The sequence below is a fragment of the Nesterenkonia sandarakina genome (assembly GCF_003003175.1).
GTDB classification, from domain to species: domain Bacteria; phylum Actinomycetota; class Actinomycetes; order Actinomycetales; family Micrococcaceae; genus Nesterenkonia; species Nesterenkonia sandarakina_A.
Map to the genome: position 1 here is coordinate 216101 of NZ_PVTY01000002.1, position 18297 is coordinate 234397.

Sequence of the window (18297 nt, forward strand, 5' to 3'; positions counted from 1 at the left end):
TGCTGAGGAGGCGATACCGATGAACGAGCCGCGGCGGGACTGCGTGATCGCCGGGGGAGGCCCCGCCGGAATGATGCTGGGATACCTGCTGGCCCGCGCGGGACTGGAGGTCACCGTGCTGGAGAAGCACTCCGACTTCCTCCGGGACTTCCGCGGCGACACCATCCACCCCTCCACGCTCACGCTCCTGGGCGAGCTCGGGCTGCGCGAGAAGTTTCTGGCGCTGCCGGTCACTCGACTCTCCACCCTCGACGCCGTCATCGAAGGGGCGCGGCTGACCCTGGTCGATTTCGGCGTGCTGCGGCCACCGGACAACTTCCTCGTCCTCGCCCCGCAGTGGGACTTTCTGAACTTCCTGGCCCGCGAGGCACAGGCCCTGCCCGAGTTCGACCTGCGCATGGACACCGAGGCCACCGACCTGCTGCGCGAGCGCCCGAGGCCCGGCGAAGACGACGACGCCGCGGTCCTCGGAGTGCGCGTCCGGTCTGCCTCCGGTGAGCAGGAGATCCGGGCGCGGCTCACCGTCGCCGCCGACGGACGATCCTCGACCCTGCGGGCAGCCGCAGGGCTGACCCCGCTGGAGACCGGGGTGCCCATCGACGTGCTCTGGTTCAGCCTCCCGAAGCCCGCCGATCCCGGGGCGCCCACGCTGGGTCACCTCTCCTCGGCCGGGATGGTGCTGACCATCGACCGCGGCGACACCTACCAATCCGGCCTGATCATCGGCAAGGGTGGGTTCGAAGGCCTGCATCGCGCCGGGCTGCCGGCGTTCCGCACCAGACTCGTCCGGGCGGCCCCGATATTGCGTGAGGTGGTCCACACGCTCACCGACTGGGAGCAGATCAAGCTGCTCACCGTGCAGATCAACCGGCTCCCGCGCTGGCACCGGCCGGGATTCATCGCCATCGGGGATGCGGCCCACGCGATGTCCCCGATGTTCGGGGTGGGCGTGAACTACGCGATCCAGGACGCGGTGGCCCTGGCCAATGCGATCCGCGCAGAACTGCGGCAGGGAGCCGTCGCCGAGCAGACGCTGGCGGCCGTGCAGTCCAGGCGGGAGCGGCCGGTGAGGCTGATGCAGGGCATCCAGGCGCGGGGACATCGGGTGATCGTGCGCTCCACCGAGGGCCGACGGGTCGTCCCGCGGGCCGGCGCGACGCTGCTGCGCCTCAGCTCGCCCGTGCTGCGCCGGATCACCGCCCGCGTGATCGGGGTGGGCCTGCTCCCGGAACACGTGCGCACCCCGCTCAGCGGTGACCTCGGTGAGCGCATCGTGAAACGTGGCTGAAAACACTGCTGTGGCACAATGAAGGGAAACTGAATCATCGCCACGTCCCCTGTGTGGGAGAGTCCGGCTGGCGCCCAGAGCAGTGTCCTCACTGCAGACCTGGGCGCGGATCCGGCGCCGAAGGAGCAATATCCTCCCCGGGAACCTCTCAGGCACTCAGTACCGTGCAGGGGTGGCAACTCTGGAAAGCAGCACGTCAGGCAGTCGTTCTGGCGCGCTCACCGAAGGTGCAAGCCGGTTGCGCCCCGTCTGACGGGTGCGATGACCGGTGAATCTCTCAGGTCCATCACAGAGCGGGGGAGGAACCCGCGCTATCTCCATGCCTGGAAGGTTCCTCTATGACCGTCACATCTGTCCGTCGCAGCTCCACGCTCGCCCCCGACGCCACCGAGTTCTCCGCCCGACACATCGGGCCCACCTCCGAGACCGCCGCCACCATGCTGGAGACGCTCGGCTACGACTCGCTCGCCGAGCTCGTCGACGCCGCTGTCCCCGAAGCGATCCGCCAGCCAGAGCCGCTTAACCTTCCCGAGGCGCTCTCCGAGGCCGAGACGCTGCAGGCGCTGCGCGGCTACGCCGAGAAGAACCAGCCGCGCACCCAGATGATCGGTCAGGGCTTCTACGACACCCACACCCCGCAGGTGATCCTGCGCAACGTGCTGCAGAACCCCGCCTGGTACACCGCCTACACCCCGTACCAGCCCGAGATCTCCCAGGGCCGGCTCGAGGCGCTGTTGAACTTCCAGACCATGGTCGCTGACCTCACCGGCCTCGACATCGCCAACGCCTCGCTGCTGGACGAGGCCTCCGCCGTGGCCGAGGCGATCCTGCTGATGCGCCGCGGCAACAAGAAGCGGGCCACCGCCAAGATCGTGCTCGACGCCGACATCTTCCCGCAGACCCTCGCCGTGGTCGCGGGCCGGGCCGACGCGCTGGGCATCGAGATCGAGACCGTGGACATCGCCGCCGACGGCCTGCCCGACGGTGAGATCTGCGGACTGGTGCTGCAGCAGCCGGCCAACTCCGGCGCCGTCGTCGACCACCGCGCGGTGATCGCCGAGGCCAAGGAACGCGGCGCGATGGTCACCATCGCCGCGGATCTGCTCGCCCTGACCCTGATCACCTCACCCGGCGAGCAGGGCGCGGACATCGCGGTCGGCAGCTCCCAGCGCTTCGGCGTCCCGCTGTTCTTCGGCGGCCCGCATGCAGCCTTCATGGCCGTGAAGTCCGGGCTGCAGCGCCAGCTTCCCGGCCGACTCGTCGGAGTCTCCAAGGACGCCGAGGGCCGCCCGGCCTACCGGCTCGCCCTGCAGACCCGCGAGCAGCACATCCGCCGCGAGAAGGCCACTTCCAACATCTGCACCGCCCAGGCGCTGCTGGCTGTGGCCGCCTCAATGTACGCGGTCTACCACGGCCCCGAGGGGCTCACCCGGATCGCGAAGCGGGTCCACGGCCACGCCCGCACCCTGGCGACCGCGCTGCGCGCCGCCGGTCAGGAGCTGGTCGCTGAGTCCTTCTTCGACACGGTCCAGGTCCGGCTGGACTCCCACGATCAGGCCGAGAAGGTCATCGCCGCCGCCGAGGCCGCGGGGGTCAACCTGCGCCGGGTCAGCGAGGACGTCGTCGGCATCTCCACCGACGAGACGACGACGCCGGCGCAGCTCAGCGCCGTGGCCCAGGCGTTCGGCGTCAAGGATTCCCTCGAGGCCTCCTCGCAGGCAGAGACCACCGCGCAGGACCAGGACTTCGCGTTTCCCGAGTCCCTGACCCGCACCTCGGAGTTCATGACCCACCCGATCTTCCATGAGGTCCGCTCGGAGACGCAGATGATGCGTTACCTGCGCCGTCTCTCGGACCGCGACCTCGCGCTGGACCGGACCATGATCCCGCTGGGCTCGTGCACCATGAAGCTCAACGCCGCCACCGAGATGGAAGCCATCTCCTGGCCCGAGTTCGCCGGGATCCACCCCTACGCCCCGGCGACGCAGACCACCGGCTGGCGCGAGATGATCGCGGATCTGGAGGCTCGGCTCGCCGAGGTCACCGGATATGCCGCGGTGTCGATCCAGCCCAACGCGGGCTCCCAGGGGGAGTACGCCGGACTGCTGGCCATCCGGCAGTACCACCTCGCTCAGGGTGACGCCGCCCGGGACATCTGCCTGATCCCGGCCTCGGCCCACGGCACCAACGCCTCCTCGGCGGTGCTCGCGGGACTGCAGGTCGTCGTCGTCGCCACCGCTGAGGACGGCACCATCGACATGGCCGATATGGAGGCCAAGATCGCCGCGCACCCGGACCGGATCGCCGCGATCATGCTCACCTACCCCTCCACCCACGGCGTCTATGAGACCGAGGTGCGCGAGGTCTGCGCGAAGATCCACGCCACCGGCGGCCAGGTCTACATCGACGGCGCGAACCTCAACGCGCTGGTCGGTCTCGCCCAGCCCGGCGAGTTCGGCGGCGACGTCTCCCATCTGAACCTGCACAAGACCTTCTGCATCCCGCACGGCGGCGGCGGACCCGGCGTCGGCCCGGTGGCCGTGGCCGAGCACCTCAAGCCGTTCCTGCCGAGCACCTCCGTCGGGGCCTCCTGGGCCACCGGGGAACATGAGGGCGAAGGCCGCGACGGCGCCCCGGTGACGGCGACTCCCTTCGGCTCCGCCGGAGTGCTGCCGATCTCCTGGGCCTATCTCGCGATGATGGGCTCTGAGGGGCTCACCAGTGCCACCGCCCATGCACTGCTGAGCGCGAACTACATCGCCGCGAAGCTGAAGGAGCACTTCCCGACCCTCTACACCGGGGAGCACGGGCTGATCGCCCACGAATGCATCCTGGACCTGCGCGAGCTCACCAAGGCCTCCGGGATCACGGCCGAGGACGTCTGCAAGCGGCTCATCGACTACGGCTTCCACGCCCCCACCCTGGCGTTCCCGGTGAACGGGACGCTGATGGTGGAGCCCACCGAGTCCGAGGACCTGGCCGAGATCGACCGGTTCATCGCCGCGATGATCGGTGTCCGCGCCGAGATCCAGGACATCATCGAGGAGCGGATCAGCGCCGCGGAGTCACCGCTGCGCCTGGCCCCGCATCCTGCCGCCGTCGTCGCCGGTGACGCCTGGGACCGCGCCTACCCGCGTGAGCAGGCGGCCTTCCCGGTGCGCAACCTGCTTCAGAACAAGTACTTCCCGCCGGTGAGCCGGATCGACGGCGCCCACGGCGACCGCAACCTGGTCTGCTCCTGCCCACCGCCGGAGGCCTTCGAGCTCGAGGAGAGCACCGCATGAGAGAGACCGCGCTGAGCGCCGCCCACGCCGACCTGGGCGCCAGCTTCACCGACTTCGGCGGCTGGAAGATGCCCCTGAAGTACACCTCGGAGCTTGAGGAGCACCGTGCGGTGCGTACCACCGCCGGGCTCTTCGACCTCTCCCATATGGGCGAGATCCGGATCGTCGGCCCCGACGCCGCGACCTTCCTGAACACCGCGCTGGTGGGCAACCTCGCCGCGGTCAAGATCGGCAAGGCGAAGTACTCGCTGATCTGCCGGGAGGACGGCGGGATCCTCGATGACCTGATCGCCTACCGGATCGACGAGAACGAGTACCTGCTGGTCCCCAACGCGTCGAACCGCGAGGTGGTCGCCGCGGCGCTCACCGAGCGCGCCGCCGCCGGCCCGATCCTCGACGGCGCACCCGCCGGCAGCGACTCCTCCGCCGGCGACTCCTCCGGCAGCGCCGGCTTCGACGTCGAGGTGTGGGACGAATCCGAAGGCATCAGCCTGATCGCGGTCCAGGGGCCCGCCGCGCAGAAGATCATCAGCTCCGTGGTGCGCGGCAATGAGACCTTCCTGGTCGAGGAGCTGGGCTACTACGCGTTCACCACGGTGAGCATCGGCGGCGACGAGATCCTGCTCGCCCGCACCGGATACACCGGTGAGGACGGGTTCGAGCTGTTCCTGCCCAATGACAAGGCCCACGCCCTGTGGCTGGCGCTGCTGGAGGCCGGGTCCGACGACGGCCTGGTCCCCTGCGGTCTGGCCTGCCGAGACTCGCTGCGCCTGGAGGCCGGGATGCCGCTCTACGGCAACGAGCTCTCCACCGAACGGGTCAGCTTCGAAGCCGGCCTTCCGGTGGTCTCCTTCAGCAAGGCGGAGAATTTCGTCGGCCGCGCCGCCCTGGAGGCGGCCAAGGCCGAGGGGCGCGGCAAGACCACCGGTCAGCGGCTCGTCGGACTCAAAGGACTGGGCAAGCGCGCTGGCCGCGGCGGCTACCCGGTGCTCGCCGTGGAGGGGGACGATGCAGGTATGACAGTGGGCACGGTGACCTCCGGGCTGCCCAGCCCCACCCTGGGCTACCCGATCGCGATGGCCTACGTCGACATCGCCCACACCGAACCGGGCACCCGGCTCGACGTCGATCTGCGTGGCAAGCCGCAGCCCTTCGAAGTGGTCCCGCTGCCCTTCTACCGCCGCGAAAGCTGACCGGACCAGGATTCGAGACTCTCCATGACCATCAGCATCTTCGACCTCCTCCGAGTTGGCATCGGGCCCTCGTCCTCACACACGGTGGGACCGATGCGCGCCGCCCGGCGGTTCGTGACCGAGCAGCTCGCCAGTCCCGAGGCGCTGGCGCGGACCGAGTCGGTGCAGGTGGACCTCTACGGGTCGCTCTCGGCCACCGGGCGCGGGCATGCAACCTTCACCGCGGTGCTGCTGGGACTGGAGGGCTGGGACCCGGAGACGATCCTGCCCGAGCAGGTCGACTCCCGACTCGCCGCCATGGAGGCCAGCGGCAGGATCCAGCTGGCCGCCCAGTCAGCCGCAGCGCCGCACGAGCAGCAGGACGACGCCGGCGCCCAGGAGGCCGGCAAGGAGATCCCGCTGCGGGTGGAGGACTTCATCCAGCGCCCGCTGACCGTGATGGATCGGCACACCAATGCGATGACGCTCACCGCGCTCGACGCCGGCGGAGAGCAGGTGGCCAAGGAGATCTATTACTCCATCGGGGGAGGGTTCGTGCTCTCGGAATCCGATGCGGTGGCTTCCGACGCCTCGCTGGGGGAGGCGCTGGCCACCCCGGACGCCGAAGTGCCCTATCCGTTCACCACCGCCGCCGTGCTCATGGAGCACTGCGCCCGCTCCGGCCTGCCGGTCTCCCGGGTGATGCTGGCCAATGAGCGTGCGCTGCACCTCGCCCGGCACGGCGGCACCGCGGAGGAGGCCGACGCGGAGATCACCAGGAAGGTGCTGCACCTCTGGCAGGTCATGGAGGAATGCAAGAACTCAGCCCTGGAGCGCGAGGGACACCTGCCCGGAGGGCTCAAGGTCCGCCGTCGCGCGCCCGACTGGCATGCCCGGATGTGGAAGGACGACCCGGGGCGCACCCACGCCTACTGGCAGGAGTGGGTGAACCTGGTGGCGCTGGCGGTCAACGAGGAGAACGCCTCCGGCGGACGGGTGGTCACCGCTCCGACCAACGGCGCCGCCGGGATCATTCCCGCCGTCGGGTTCTACGCCACCCACTACGGACCCGGCGCGAGCTACTGCGGGGAGGAGGAGCGCGAGGACATCGCCGTGCGGTTCCTGCTCACCGCCGCTGCGGTCGGGGTGCTCTATAAGGAGCAGGCATCGATCTCCGGCGCCGAGGTCGGCTGTCAGGGTGAGGTCGGCTCGGCCTCCTCGATGGCCGCCGCCGGGCTCTGCGAGGTCCTCGGCGGCACTGCCAATCAGGTGGAGAATGCCGCCGAGATCGCGATGGAGCACAACCTCGGACTCACCTGCGATCCGATCGCCGGACTGGTCCAGGTGCCCTGCATCGAGCGCAACGCCATGGCCGCGACCAAGGCCGTCAACGCCGCCCGGATGGCGCTGATGGGCGACGGTGATCACCGAGTCTCCCTGGACGAGGTCATCGTCACCATGCGCGAGACGGGCAAGGACATGTCCTCGAAGTACAAGGAGACAGCCCTGGGCGGGCTGGCGGTCAACGTCGTCGAGTGCTGAGTGCTGAGTGCTGAGTGCTGAGTGCTGATCGCGGGGCGCCTGGCCGTCCCGACGCCCCGTGCTGCCGCTAGGCGAAGGCCGAGTACCCGGTCAGGTCGCGCCCGATGATCAGGCTCTGCACGGACTCGGTGCCTTCATAGGTATGGATCGCCTCGATGTCGGCCATATGGCGCGGAACCTTGTTCTTGAGCAGGATCCCGTTGCCGCCGAGCATGTCCCGGGCGACCTGGGCGATCGCCCGGGCCTTGCGGGTGTTGTGATACTTCGCCAGAGAGGCCTGTGGGCCGGTGAGCGTGCCGGCCATATCGCGCTCGGTCACCTGGCGCACATGCAGCTGCATCGAGGTCAGCTCTGAGACCATCCAGGTCAGGCGCTCCTGGACCAGCTGGAAGCTGGCCAGCGGGCGGCTGAACTGCTCGCGCTGCTTCGAATAGCTCAGGGCCGCCTCCACCAGTGCCGAGGCATGCCCGACGGCGGACCAGGCGACTCCCAGCCGGGTCGCGAAGAGCACCTTGGAGGCGTCTTTGAACGTCTTGGCGCCTGGCAGCACGGCGTGGGCGGGAACCTCGACGTCTTCGTACTGGATCAACGCCTGGTGGATCGCCCGGAGTGAGGCCTTGCCCTGGATCACCTCGGCTCGATAGCCGCGGGTGTCCTGGTCGACCAGGAAGCAGCGGACGTTACCGTCATGGACACCGCCGACGACCCGGGCCCAGGTGAAGGTCAGACCGCCGGACGCGCCGTTGCCGATCCACTTCTTGGCGCCATTGATCACGTAGTAGCCGGAGTCTTCATCCCCGACCAGCCGGGCAGTGGTCTCCAACGAGACCGAGTCCGAGCCGTGCGTGGGCTCCGTGAGCGCGAAGGACCCCAGCGTCTCGGCGGTGGCCAGCTTGGTCAGATGCTCCGCCTTCTGGTCCGCGGAGCCGAAGTACGCCAGGGTGCGCAGCGCGAGCCCGCCCTGGACGGCCAGGGCGGTGCCCAGTGAGCCGTCTGCCCGGGAGGTCTCCATGTTCACCAGCCCGGCGGCCATCGGGGAGAGGGTCTCCATGGACGCCTCGGAGACGTCGACCCCGTCGGTCAGCAGTCCCAGCCCACCGGCCTTGCGGACCAGGTCCACCGGGTATTCGGCGTGCTCCCAGTGCTGCGCCATCCGGGTCTCCAGCCCTGCGGAGAACTCGCGGGCGCGAGCCCACCACTGTCGATCTGCCGCGGGGAGATCATCAAAGACCCCGTAGTAGTCGAGGTCCTGTGCGGTGGAGACGTCGTAGATCGGATCAACCGAGGCATCGGGGGCGTGATGTGTCATGGCACACATGTTACTCGATAGTCACAACCAGCGGGAGCATAGTTGCGTCTGCAAACTGTGGACAAAAGTCCACTAGTCAGGCGATGGTGCATGCCGGATATACTGATACTGGACGTGCATCAGTGGTGCACGATTCAGGGAGAGGCGCCAGCCTCGAGGCGTTCCGAGTTACGGTGCAAGGGTTCGGAGCGGGACCTCGGCTGATGCCAGTGCTCGGACGGTGGGAACGGCACCGTCCGAGCCTCTCTGTTTCTGGGGGTCTCATCGCAGCCGCAGCTTGATGCCGGAGACCTGCACGCTCCAGATGCCCTTGGCGGGTGAGCCTGCCTCGATCGTGCCGCCATAGGTCGCCGCGCGATCCTCCATGCTGATCAGCCCGGTCCCCGATGTTGCATGCTTCGGCGCTGGTGTCTGAGCAGGGTCGGTCCGGTTGGTCACAGCGAGGTCTACGGTGGCCTCCTTGACCTCGAGCTCGATGGTGCAGTCGTTGAGGCCCTGGCCGCGTGCGCCGTGCTTGACCACGTTCGTGGTGCACTCCTGCAGAATGCGGTACAGACAGGCCTCCACGGACTGTGAGATCGAGCTGAGGTCCCCGTGCACCGAGGTCTCGACCGTGAAGCCCAGGTCTTCGAGGCGCTCGGTGAAGCGCTGGAGCCCCGACTCCAGATCCAGCTCCGGCGCATCGCCGGGGGCGGCGCCGATGATGTTCTCGCGCTGCAGCACCAGCAGCACGCGTCGGAGATCGTGAAGCGCGGCGCTGGCGGACTGAGAGATCTGTGACAGCGCCGCGGCACGCGATTCCGGCGTCCCGGTGGCGGCGGCGACCTGCGTCTGCATGGAAATCACAGTGAGGTCGTGAGCCAGTATGTCGTGGAGGTCCCTCGCGATCGAACGGCGTTCACCCGCAAGGGCTTCTTCATGAGTAGCTTGCAGCCTTACCAACTCCCTCTCCGTCGACAGGCGCGACGCAAGTTGTCTTCTCGTCGCCCGCCCAATCAGGTAGGAGACAGTCATGAGCATGGCTGCGGAGAGTCCGTATCCCGCAGCCAGGACGGGGTCGCTCTGCACCGCTCCGAGAATGGCTGAAAAACAAAGGGTAGCCAGCAGGTATACGCGTCGAACCCAAGATGAGCAGTAGAGCGCACTGAACCCTGAGAACAGGATCAGCAGTGGGAGAGTTTCGAAAGGCGAGCTGGCGAGCATTCCAGCCACAGCACCGCCGAGCGCCGCAAGAGCCCCCGCCGCGGGGTGCAGCCAGAACATCGCGACGGTGAGAATCCAGACTAGGTATCCGAACTGGACTGTCTGGACCAATGGGCCGGGGGTCATGATCAACGCCAGTGAGACGTCTACACAGATCCAGCCGATCGTAGCCAGCGTCAGGATGTTGAGGACTCGACGGCTTGGCGTCACATCACTGGAAAACGTCACGCTTCAGAATACGACGAATCCAGGCGCTTAGTTCAGCATCCGAAGGAGTTTGGGAATGCCCTGCACATGAAGTTCCTAAAGAATCCCTCAACTTCGACTCCTGTAACATCAAAGAAGCCGAGAACTATACTTGCGACAAAAGTGAAAGCGATGGCGATCTGGTAGGCAAACAAAGAGAGTGACATTATTTTGTTCCTTTCAGGGGTGTACCGCAGAAGTTTCAGCGTGTAAACTTAGATTAAGTTGTGCCTAGATTTAGGCATAGTAGACTTAAGTAGCTAATTTATCCCGATGTCCCTGAAATGGGTATGTGTCCCGCCGCGGGAGCACCAGACGCTCGAGGCTGGGGAACCGTTCAGATAAGGTGAAACTCCGCGTCAGGAGTACAGGTCGAGAAAGAACAGGTCCAGCCATGCTTCGTCTTGTCGTCGCAGACGATCACCCGATCATGCGGGCGGCTCTGCGTGCCTACGTGGACTCGGCCCCCGATATGGTCTGCGTCGGTGAAGCGCAGAACGGCGTGGAGGTCATCGAACGGGTGCGTGAAGAGATGCCCGACGTCGTCATCATGGATCTGAAGATGCCCGTGATGGGCGGGGTCGAAGCGACAGAGGCGGTCATGGCGATCGCCCCGGAGACCTCAGTCCTGGCGGTCACCACGTTCAGCTCGGAAGGCCACGCGCTGCAGGCGCTCAAGGCCGGCGCCAAGGGCTATATCGTCAAGGACGCCACGGCGGATCAGGTCTTGGAGGCCATTCGTCAGGTGCACGGCAGCTCGGTGCCGATCTCCCCCGACGTCGCACGCCGACTCGAGTTCAACCCGGTCAACGAGGCGGAGGAGTTCTCCGTGGCGCTGGCCGGATCGGACTACCTGCCTCGGACCCCGCCACGCGAGACGGAGGTCTTGAACCTCTTGGCTCGGGGGTTCAGCAACCGTGAGATCGCGACGCGGATGGTGCTGACCGAGGGGGCGGTCAAGGCCCATCTCGGTCGGCTCTGCACCCGGTTCGGAGTGCGGGACCGCGTCCAGCTTCTCATTCGCGCGACCCAGTTGGGACTGATCGAACCTGAGCTCGAGGATCTCGTCTCGGACCGCGACGACTTCTGATCTGCTGCTGTCAGTCGCGGATCAGCCGCGCAGACCGCCCTGCCACAACGCGTCGAACGGTGTGTTGCCCTGCACGCGCTGACTGATGCCCGCGGTGACGAACTCCTTGGCCCGGCGAGCGGCCTCGCGGGGCGAGCTGCCTTTGGCCAGCTCGGCGGTGACCGCGGCAGCGAGCGAGCAGCCCGCCCCGGAGACGGCATGCTCGCCGATCTTCGGCGCACTGAGCACCTCGATGCCCTCAGCGTCGACGAAGACGTCCACAGCCTCGCTGCCGGCGAGGCGGACTCCGCCCTTGGCGAGCACCGCCGCTCCGGAGAGCCGGTGGATCTCTGCGGCGGCGGCCTGCAGGTCCTGAAGGGTCTCGACCTTCATTCCGGAGAGCTGTTCGGTCTCGAAATGATTCGGTGTGACGAAGGTGGCCAGCGGGAGCAGCTCGGCCTTGAGCGCATTGTCGGTGTCCTGGGCGTGACCGGGCTCCTGGCCCTTGCAGATCAGCACCGGGTCCAGCACCAGGTTCTTGGGCTTCCGGGCGGCGATCGCAGCGGCCACAGTGGAGATCGTGGCGGGGGAGCCCATCATGCCCAGCTTCACGGTGTCCAGCACCTCGGGTCCGTAGTTGCCGAAGATCGCTTCGATCTGGTCCTCGATCACCTGGGTCTGAACCGGGACGAAGCGGTGGTTCCACTCATCCTTGGGATTGAAGGACACGATGCAGGTCAGGGCGATCATGCCGAAGGTGCCGAGTTCCTGGAAGGTCTTCAGATCCGCCTGCGCCCCGGCGCCACCGGTGGCTTCCGAGCCCGCGATGGTCAACGTCATGGCGGGAGGGGCAGTGGTCTCAAGCATTCTCGGGGTCCTTCTGGTCGGAGGCCATCGCGGGAGCGCCGTTGCCGACCGGGGTGCGGGTGGGGATCTCTTCGGGACTGAGGGCGCGGGCGTCGGCGTCGTCTTCTGCCGGGTCCGTGACCCGGGCCAGCGGCTGCGCCATCCAGCGGCCGATCCCGAGCAGGATGCCGGCGGGGAAGCCGATCAGCGGGATGAGCATCGGGACCAGTCCGCCGGCACCGACCACGAGCACCACGGGGCCGTAGAGCAGACCCACGAGCACGTAGCCGAGGATATGCACGGTGGGGCGCAGCTGGTGCCGGTAGAGCCGGTTCACCAGCAGGGTCCCGGGGATGCCGACGACGACGGCCGCAGCGGCGATCAGCGGGATCAGCGGTGCCAGGAACCCGTCCTCGTTGAGGCCGGGGATGAAGCCCAGCGTGAGCAGCAGACCGCCCATCACCGCCGTGGGGATGAGCCAGGAGACGATCCACCCGGCCAGGCCGAGTCGCAGCACCGGGCGGGGCCCGGTGTCCTGCCGACGGGCTGGTCTTCTGCGGCGGACGGACTTCTCGGGGGCGGGAGTGGTCATAGGCCTGATTCTACCGGCCGGAGCTGGTGGAGCTCAGCCGGTGTGACCCAGGTGGGCCAGCGCCTGCCGGATCAGCTTCTCGCGGCCCCCGAGGAACTCTGCCTGCACCTCGGGGCTGAGCACCTGGTCCGGCGTCATCCAGCTCAGCTCCAGGGCGTCCTGGCGTGGGGAGCAGTCCCCGGAGACGGGCACGATGTAGGCCATCGAGACCGCGTGCTGCCGGTCGTCGACGAGTCCGGTCTCGGAGGGGTAGGGGAAGTATTCGGCCACCGCGAAGGGCACGGGTGAGGCCGGGATCTGGGGCATCACCATCGACCCGAGGTCCTTCTCGATGTTGCGCAGCAGGGCCGCCCGGATGGTCTCCCGGTAGATCACGCGTCCTGAGACGACGGTCCGGTAGAAGTGTCCTTCGGCGTCAGCGGTGTAGAGAAGTCCCAGCTCGGTGATGCAGCCGAGCGGATCGAGCCGCACGGGGATCGCCTCGACGTAGACCATCGGGAGCCGTCGTCGGGCCTCGTAGAGGTCATCCTCGTTCAACCATCCGGGGTTCGGATCTGGGGTTCGAATGCTCATGGTCCCATCATGCACCACAACGGAGCTCGCCGCCGGTCAGGGCGACGCTGGGGGTCACTGGTCGGTCGCCAGATCCACCACGATCCGGGTGGGATCCTCGAGCTGCTGGATCTGGAAGGGGAGCTCCTGGTCGAGGCCGATCAGGTACTGCGAATGTGCCTCGAAGGGGCCTTGGATGAAGATCTCCTCGAAGGCTCCGCCGCGGTCGCGTTCGTAATACTCCCCGCTGGGAAGCTCCTCCGAGGACTCCGTTCCCCCGGTCGGTCCGTTGACGTTGATCTCCAGGAGGTGTTCCCCGGCGATCTCGATGGGTTCCCCGCGGCCCAGCTCGGCGGCTGCATCGGTGTACTCGCCGCGCCAGCTGGGGACCCCGTCCCCGCTGAACTCGAAGACCACCCGGTCAAAGCCCTCGTGGACGCCGGAGCGGATGTCTACCAGCTGATTGGGCTCGTCACCGACGGTGAACTCCCCGGGGAACCCCTCTGACTCCTGGGCGCCGGTGTGGAAGTCCGCTGAGGCGGCGTCGTCGTCCTGGTCTTCGGGTGCCGGGGACGTCTCGGAGTCCGTCGGCTGCTCGGTCTGCGTCTCGGCGGGGTCCTCAGAAGACTCCGGATCCTCAGAATCTCCCGACTCCTCGGACTCTTCAGGCGCCTCCGCCTCGGGTGATTCCGGGGCGTCCTCGGTGGCCTCGGTGGTGTCTGTGGCCGCGGAGTCCTCGGCGGGGGCGGCGTCCTGGTCCTCCTCGGGGGAGCCGCAGGAGGCCAGGAGCAGCAGCGTGGCTGCTCCAAGTGCAGTGATATGGCTTCTGTTGGGGTGCCTCATCGTGCCTCCTGTGCGGTGGTCCAGCAGGTGCTGGGTCAGATGATGTCTTCGAGCGGGCGTCCCATGGCGGCGCGTCGCTCCGCGTGGTTGATCTTGTGTCGGCGAGATTCGGTCGCCAGGATGACCACGAAGGCTCCCATCGCGGCGCAGATGGCGACCCAGACCGAGGTCACGTCGGAGAGCAGCCGGGGGAAGATCAGCCAGAACATGCCCCAGCCCATGCCCAGGGCCACGGCGATCCTGCCGCGTTCGGTCATTGCATAGTAGGCGGCGGCCCAGATGCAGATGCCCAGTCCGAGCAGCGCCCAGATCACGGCGGGGATGCCGGGGACGCGCCATCCCATGGCGGTCAGCCAGATCGAGAGCGAGGACATCGCCGCGACCATCGCCCAGCCGGTGAACAGCCCGGTGGTGGTGTCGGAGAAGCGGCGTTCTGCGCCGGTGCGGGCCGTGCGGAAGGTGAACTGCCGGATCGCGTCGATCAGCGCCAGGGCTGCGGCCAGGGAGGCCAGGACGGAGAGCGTGAGCATCCCCTGATGGACCCCGAAGGTCCAGACCAGCATCAGCAGCGACGCCGAGCCGACCTGCCAGCCGGATCGGCGCTGCCGTGGGGTGGAGATCTGCGTGGTGGTCCACTGGTGGACCGCGTGCGCCAGGAGGCCCAGCACGATGATGGGCCAGAGCCAGTAGAAGTTCGCGTGCGGAGAGAGCAGCGCCTGTTCACCGGAGTACCAGCCGCCTGCGAGCTCATCAAGTCCGGTGCCGCCCAGTATCGCCGGAGAGGCGGGGAAGATGCCGAACATCCAGACCAGTGAGGCCAGCGCCGCCAGGGCGCCCACGGTCACGAAGATCTGCCGGTAGAGATCTGTGCGCACCGGTGCCGGATCGGGATCCCGGGAGGGCAGGTTGTAGGGCGGGATGTAGGTGAAGAGGTCTTCCTCCTCATCGGGGGACTCGACGACTTCCCGGCCCGTGGGTCGGTAGTTCAAGGCGGTGGCGGCCTCGATGGCCGCTGCCTTCTTGAGGATCACATCGCGCCGGCGCTGTTCGTCCAGCGAGCGGCGCGGACGCGGCAGGCTCAGCGGAGCCTGCTCAGTACCAGCTTCCGGAGTCTCCGGGCCTGAGGCGGCGCGGGTGGGGCTTCCGGCGCCTGCTGAGGCGCGCCGCCCCGAGGCGTCGGGGCCATGCGGAGCCGAGTCAGCTGGGGCCGTGTGATTGGAACTGCCTGATGAGGGCAGCTGAGCTGAATCGGACGTGTCCTCGGAGGGGGTGCGGCGGAACGCGGCCCCGAGTCTACGGGCGGCGCCCATGAACTTCTCGTCGAGGTTGTCGAAGAAGCCGCTGACGTCGGTCTCATCGGCCTTGGCCGCACTGGGAGTGGGTCGCGCCGGGGTGGGCCGGCTCCACCGCACGGAGGGCCCAGAGGTGGCCGGTGCGGAAGACCCCGATGCTGGAGAACCGGTGGCCGGAGACTTCGGTGCAGAGGTCTCCGGCGTGCTGGGCTCAGCTGCGGAAGACTCTTCCACCGCTGACGGCTGGCTGGTCGGCGACGCGGTCCTGGCCTGGGTGTCTGCGGCTTCGATGCTCTCTGCCGGGGCGTCCTCTGCCACGGCATCTTCTGCCGGAGCGTCTGCGGCCTGCGTCTGCGGCCGGGGAGGGGCATCCGGCTCAGCCGCAGCGACGGCGGCTGAGCTGTCCTCGGTGGACGCAGGCGAGGTCTCGGTGCCCGCGCCGGATTCCTCGGCGGCGGAGAGCGTCTCGGCGGACTCGTCCTGGGACTTCTCGGTCAAGCCCGTGATCCCCCTCTAGGTCATGGCTGGCATTCGTGGTCACTGTCTGAGCGGGCTGCCCCGACATACTGGCTGGTCAGTCGGCTACCGACTCTCGTTCGGACCCCCGACGCGAACGTTGCCGGGTCATCAGCACTGTGATTCCCAACCCCACCAGGGTACCCACAACGATGGCGGCCGCCGTGCTAGCCCAGGGTGGGAGCCCTGTAGTTGTTCCCGTAATGTAACCTAAGCCGACCAGCCAGAGGCTCCAGGTGAGCGCACCCAGCAGGCACAGCGCCACGATGGCGCGCCCGCCGAGCCGCATGATCCCTGCAGTGGCCATCGAGGCCGACCGGCCCCCGGGAATTCCGCGGATCAGCAGCAGTCCCGCCCATGTGGAGGCGCCGCCCGCGCGCAGCGAGATGCGAAGCATCTTCCGGTGCAGCCGACGTCCCCAACTCCACCGGTAGAGCAGCCGGATGAGCTTGTACCGGAACAGCAGGTAGACCCCGATGTCGCCGGCGAGACAGCCGACGAAGGTGATCGCGAGCACCAGCAGCAGCGGGAAGATGTCCTCGGCCGCCATCGTGCCAGAGGCGATCACCATCACCTCGGAGGGGAACGGCGGCACGATCGCGGTGAACGCCACCGCCACCGCCAGGACGACGAAGTAATAGAGCCCCCACTCCTGATACAGCGCCGCATCGCCGAGGTCATTGAGGCCGAAGGCGATCGCGGGGTTGATCACTGCGGAGACTCCTGGAGGGTTCGGGATGAGATGAAGCTGCGTGGCGCCCCGCTCAGCGGATCCGTGAAGGACAGCGTCTTGGCCAGCAGCTGGAGCGGCTTGTCGAACTCGTCAGGGGCGTCATCGAGAAGTTCGGGATAGAAACGATCATTCAGAATACCCAGGCCCAGCAAAGCCATATGGATGCGCAGCTGGTGAGTCTTTCCGGTATGCGGATTAAGCCGGAAGTGGCCGACGTCGTGCCCCGACGGGCTGCGTCCCGTCGACAGCAGCTCGATCTGAGAGGAGGAGTTCGCGCCGGGGATGGCCTCGGTCCGGCGCTTGCCCTGCCGAGCGGTGCGGTCATGCGGACGCTTGCCGGAATGCTCCGGCGCGTAGGAGGCCAGCTGGGAGACCACCACGCCCTTGGTCTTTTCGATCTTGTTGCGCACGGTGAGCGGGAACCGCGCCGCCATCGTCTCGGCGCTCATCCCGGTGGGGCTCGCGCTGACGCACTCGTAGGACTTCTGCACCACACGGTTCTCGAAGAGCAGCTGGTAGGCACCTCGGGTGGCGGGCTGCTTGGAGAAGAGCACGACGCCGGCGGTGCCGCGATCCAGCCGGTGGATCGGCACCAGGTCGGGGAGGTCCAGGGTGTTGCGCAGCCGCACGAGCAGCGATTCCTGGACATAGCGCCCCGCTGGAGTCGTCGGCAGGAAGTGCGGCTTGTCCACCACCACGAGGTGGTCGTCCTCATGGATGAGCTCCTCGGTCACCGGCAGCGGGATCTCCTGGCTGACCGACCGGTAGTACCAGAGGAACTCGAGGTCGCCCAGCGGGGTGGAGGTGCTCAGCGGCGTGCCGTGGACGTCGACGACGTCGCCCTCATCGAAGCGTCGGGTGATCCCGCCGTGGTCGATGTGCCCGAAGGTCTCCAGGACGTAGTCGTGGACCGTGGGCCAGGGCCCGGCAAGCGGGACCCGCAGGCGCGTGGCATTGACGCCGTTGCGCACGGGGAGAGGAGACTTCTGCGTCACAGCGCGGTGTCTGGGGAGGTCAGCGGTCCGGGGCGGGGCTCAGCCCCAGGCCGGAGCCTCGGCGGTGGCGGTGGGCTCGGGCTGTCCCAGGGGCTGGTTGACCTGCCAGGACATGCCGAAGCGGTCCTTGATCCAGGCGAAGTTGGTCGCGAAGTCGTAGTCGCCGGGCTCCATGAGGAACTCTCCTCCGGGGGCCAGGCTGTCCACGATCTGGTTGAACTCTGCGGTGGAGTCCACGACCACGGCCAGCGAGATCGAGGGGGTGAAGCTGAACTGGTGCTTCATCAGGCTGTCCTGGATCATCAGCACCTGCCCGCCGATCTTGAGCTGGGCGGTGGCGACCAGCGGGACGGGCTCGGAGATGACCTCGTCCTGATCGGACGCGTCTTCGCGGTGCTCGACCGTGATCAGCGTGGTGTCGGTGGACTCAGCGTCCGTTGATTCAGTGCCGGTGGACTCAGCGTCGGTGGCTTCCGAGTCTGTGGGATCGGGTGTGATCGGCTCGACGTCGTCGGACTCCTGCGCGGCCGGCGCAGAATTGTCGTCACCCTCGGGGGATTCTTCAGCTGCGGCGTCGTCCAGGCGTGCGGGATCCTCGGGGATCTCGGTGTCGGCGGCGTCCACGGACGCAGCTTCGAGAGAGTCCGGCTCGTCGGAGGATGGTGGGGTGGGGTCGTAGATCTCAGTGCCCACGGGGTGGTGCACGATCTCCAGCAGCTCAGCGTCGGGGAAGACGTCGAGGTAGTGGTCGATCGCTTCTTGGGCCTGACCCTGGAACATCAGAAACGGAATGCAAAGAGTCATGACCTCAGCCT

Annotated in this window: 15 protein-coding genes and 2 riboswitches; of the genes, 5 read left to right on the forward strand and 10 right to left on the reverse strand. The window is 67.6% G+C overall.

Features of this window, described 5'->3' with window-relative positions; all coding sequences use genetic code 11:
* Nucleotides 1-19: 19 nt before the first annotated feature.
* From BCL67_RS02575 to BCL67_RS02590, 4 genes are all read left to right on the forward strand, one after another.
* A complete protein-coding gene (locus BCL67_RS02575; protein ID WP_106121893.1) occupies nt 20-1288 on the forward strand; it encodes an FAD-dependent oxidoreductase in 1269 nt (422 codons plus the stop codon).
* Nucleotides 1289-1332: 44 nt separating this feature from the next.
* A riboswitch (glycine riboswitch) is annotated at nt 1333-1463 on the forward strand.
* Between the two features lies 1 nt (nt 1464).
* Nucleotides 1465-1590: riboswitch (glycine riboswitch) on the forward strand.
* A gap of 36 nt (nt 1591-1626) precedes the next feature.
* On the forward strand, nt 1627-4572 hold the full coding sequence (gene gcvP, locus BCL67_RS02580) for an aminomethyl-transferring glycine dehydrogenase (protein ID WP_106121894.1): 2946 nt from the start codon (nt 1627-1629) through the stop codon (nt 4570-4572).
* Nucleotides 4569-5765 (forward strand): glycine cleavage system aminomethyltransferase GcvT, encoded by a 1197-nt coding sequence (locus tag BCL67_RS02585; RefSeq protein ID WP_106121895.1) that lies wholly within the window; start codon nt 4569-4571, stop codon nt 5763-5765. Before gcvP ends, BCL67_RS02585 begins: the two co-directional genes overlap by 4 nt.
* A 24-nt stretch (nt 5766-5789) precedes the next feature.
* The gene (locus BCL67_RS02590; protein WP_106121896.1) at nt 5790-7286 is read left to right on the forward strand and encodes an L-serine ammonia-lyase; all 1497 of its coding nucleotides are present in this window, start codon (nt 5790-5792) and stop codon (nt 7284-7286) included.
* Nucleotides 7287-7353: 67 nt separating this feature from the next.
* Here the strand turns inward: BCL67_RS02590 and BCL67_RS02595 are convergent, their stop codons facing one another.
* A complete protein-coding gene (locus BCL67_RS02595) occupies nt 7354-8595 on the reverse strand; it encodes an acyl-CoA dehydrogenase family protein (protein WP_106121897.1) in 1242 nt (413 codons plus the stop codon).
* Between the two features lie 261 nt (nt 8596-8856).
* Nucleotides 8857-9924: a sensor histidine kinase gene (locus BCL67_RS15715; RefSeq protein WP_308737942.1), complete on the reverse strand. Its 1068-nt coding sequence runs from the start codon at nt 9922-9924 to the stop codon at nt 8857-8859.
* 514 nt (nt 9925-10438) lie between these two features.
* Between BCL67_RS15715 and BCL67_RS02605 the strand changes: the two genes are divergently transcribed.
* Entirely contained in the window at nt 10439-11134 is a 696-nt protein-coding gene (locus BCL67_RS02605; RefSeq protein WP_106121899.1) for a response regulator transcription factor, read from the forward strand.
* Nucleotides 11135-11155: 21 nt separating this feature from the next.
* On the opposite strand, the gene thiD is transcribed toward BCL67_RS02605, so the two are convergent.
* From thiD to BCL67_RS02645, 8 genes are all read right to left on the reverse strand, one after another.
* Entirely contained in the window at nt 11156-11980 is an 825-nt protein-coding gene (gene thiD, locus BCL67_RS02610; protein ID WP_106121900.1) for a bifunctional hydroxymethylpyrimidine kinase/phosphomethylpyrimidine kinase, read from the reverse strand.
* Nucleotides 11973-12551, reverse strand: coding sequence for a hypothetical protein (locus tag BCL67_RS02615; protein ID WP_181255860.1), 579 nt, complete (start codon nt 12549-12551; stop codon nt 11973-11975). The genes thiD and BCL67_RS02615 overlap by 8 nt, the downstream gene beginning before the upstream one ends.
* Nucleotides 12552-12584: 33 nt before the next feature.
* Nucleotides 12585-13124: an NUDIX hydrolase family protein gene (locus BCL67_RS02620; RefSeq protein ID WP_058887432.1), complete on the reverse strand. Its 540-nt coding sequence runs from the start codon at nt 13122-13124 to the stop codon at nt 12585-12587.
* 54 nt (nt 13125-13178) lie between these two features.
* Nucleotides 13179-13946 (reverse strand): AMIN-like domain-containing (lipo)protein, encoded by a 768-nt coding sequence (locus tag BCL67_RS02625; RefSeq protein ID WP_106121901.1) that lies wholly within the window; start codon nt 13944-13946, stop codon nt 13179-13181.
* 35 nt (nt 13947-13981) lie between these two features.
* Nucleotides 13982-15736, reverse strand: a complete 1755-nt coding sequence (locus BCL67_RS02630; RefSeq protein ID WP_106121902.1) for a hypothetical protein — start codon at nt 15734-15736, stop codon at nt 13982-13984.
* Between the two features lie 76 nt (nt 15737-15812).
* Nucleotides 15813-16466, reverse strand: coding sequence for a DedA family protein (locus BCL67_RS02635; protein WP_106121903.1), 654 nt, complete (start codon nt 16464-16466; stop codon nt 15813-15815).
* Entirely contained in the window at nt 16463-17482 is a 1020-nt protein-coding gene (locus BCL67_RS02640) for a pseudouridine synthase (RefSeq protein WP_106121904.1), read from the reverse strand. Before BCL67_RS02640 ends, BCL67_RS02635 begins: the two co-directional genes overlap by 4 nt.
* Nucleotides 17483-17521: 39 nt before the next feature.
* Nucleotides 17522-18286, reverse strand: a complete 765-nt coding sequence (locus tag BCL67_RS02645) for a VOC family protein (protein ID WP_219886363.1) — start codon at nt 18284-18286, stop codon at nt 17522-17524.
* Nucleotides 18287-18297 lie beyond the last annotated feature (11 nt).

Coding starts and splice junctions, on each gene's coding strand:
- BCL67_RS02575 (WP_106121893.1), top strand. CDS start 20: ATGAACGAGCCGCGGCGGGACTGCGTGATCGCCGGGGGAGGCCCCGCC.
- gcvP (WP_106121894.1), top strand. CDS start 1,627: ATGACCGTCACATCTGTCCGTCGCAGCTCCACGCTCGCCCCCGACGCC.
- BCL67_RS02605 (WP_106121899.1), top strand. CDS start 10,439: ATGCTTCGTCTTGTCGTCGCAGACGATCACCCGATCATGCGGGCGGCT.
- thiD (WP_106121900.1), bottom strand. CDS start 11,980: ATGCTTGAGACCACTGCCCCTCCCGCCATGACGTTGACCATCGCGGGC.
- BCL67_RS02615 (WP_181255860.1), bottom strand. CDS start 12,551: ATGACCACTCCCGCCCCCGAGAAGTCCGTCCGCCGCAGAAGACCAGCC.
- BCL67_RS02620 (WP_058887432.1), bottom strand. CDS start 13,124: ATGAGCATTCGAACCCCAGATCCGAACCCCGGATGGTTGAACGAGGAT.
- BCL67_RS02645 (WP_219886363.1), bottom strand. CDS start 18,286: ATGACTCTTTGCATTCCGTTTCTGATGTTCCAGGGTCAGGCCCAAGAA.
- BCL67_RS02625 (WP_106121901.1), bottom strand. CDS start 13,946: ATGAGGCACCCCAACAGAAGCCATATCACTGCACTTGGAGCAGCCACG.
- BCL67_RS02590 (WP_106121896.1), top strand. CDS start 5,790: ATGACCATCAGCATCTTCGACCTCCTCCGAGTTGGCATCGGGCCCTCG.
- BCL67_RS02595 (WP_106121897.1), bottom strand. CDS start 8,595: ATGACACATCACGCCCCCGATGCCTCGGTTGATCCGATCTACGACGTC.
- BCL67_RS02585 (WP_106121895.1), top strand. CDS start 4,569: ATGAGAGAGACCGCGCTGAGCGCCGCCCACGCCGACCTGGGCGCCAGC.
- BCL67_RS15715 (WP_308737942.1), bottom strand. CDS start 9,924: ATGACCCCCGGCCCATTGGTCCAGACAGTCCAGTTCGGATACCTAGTC.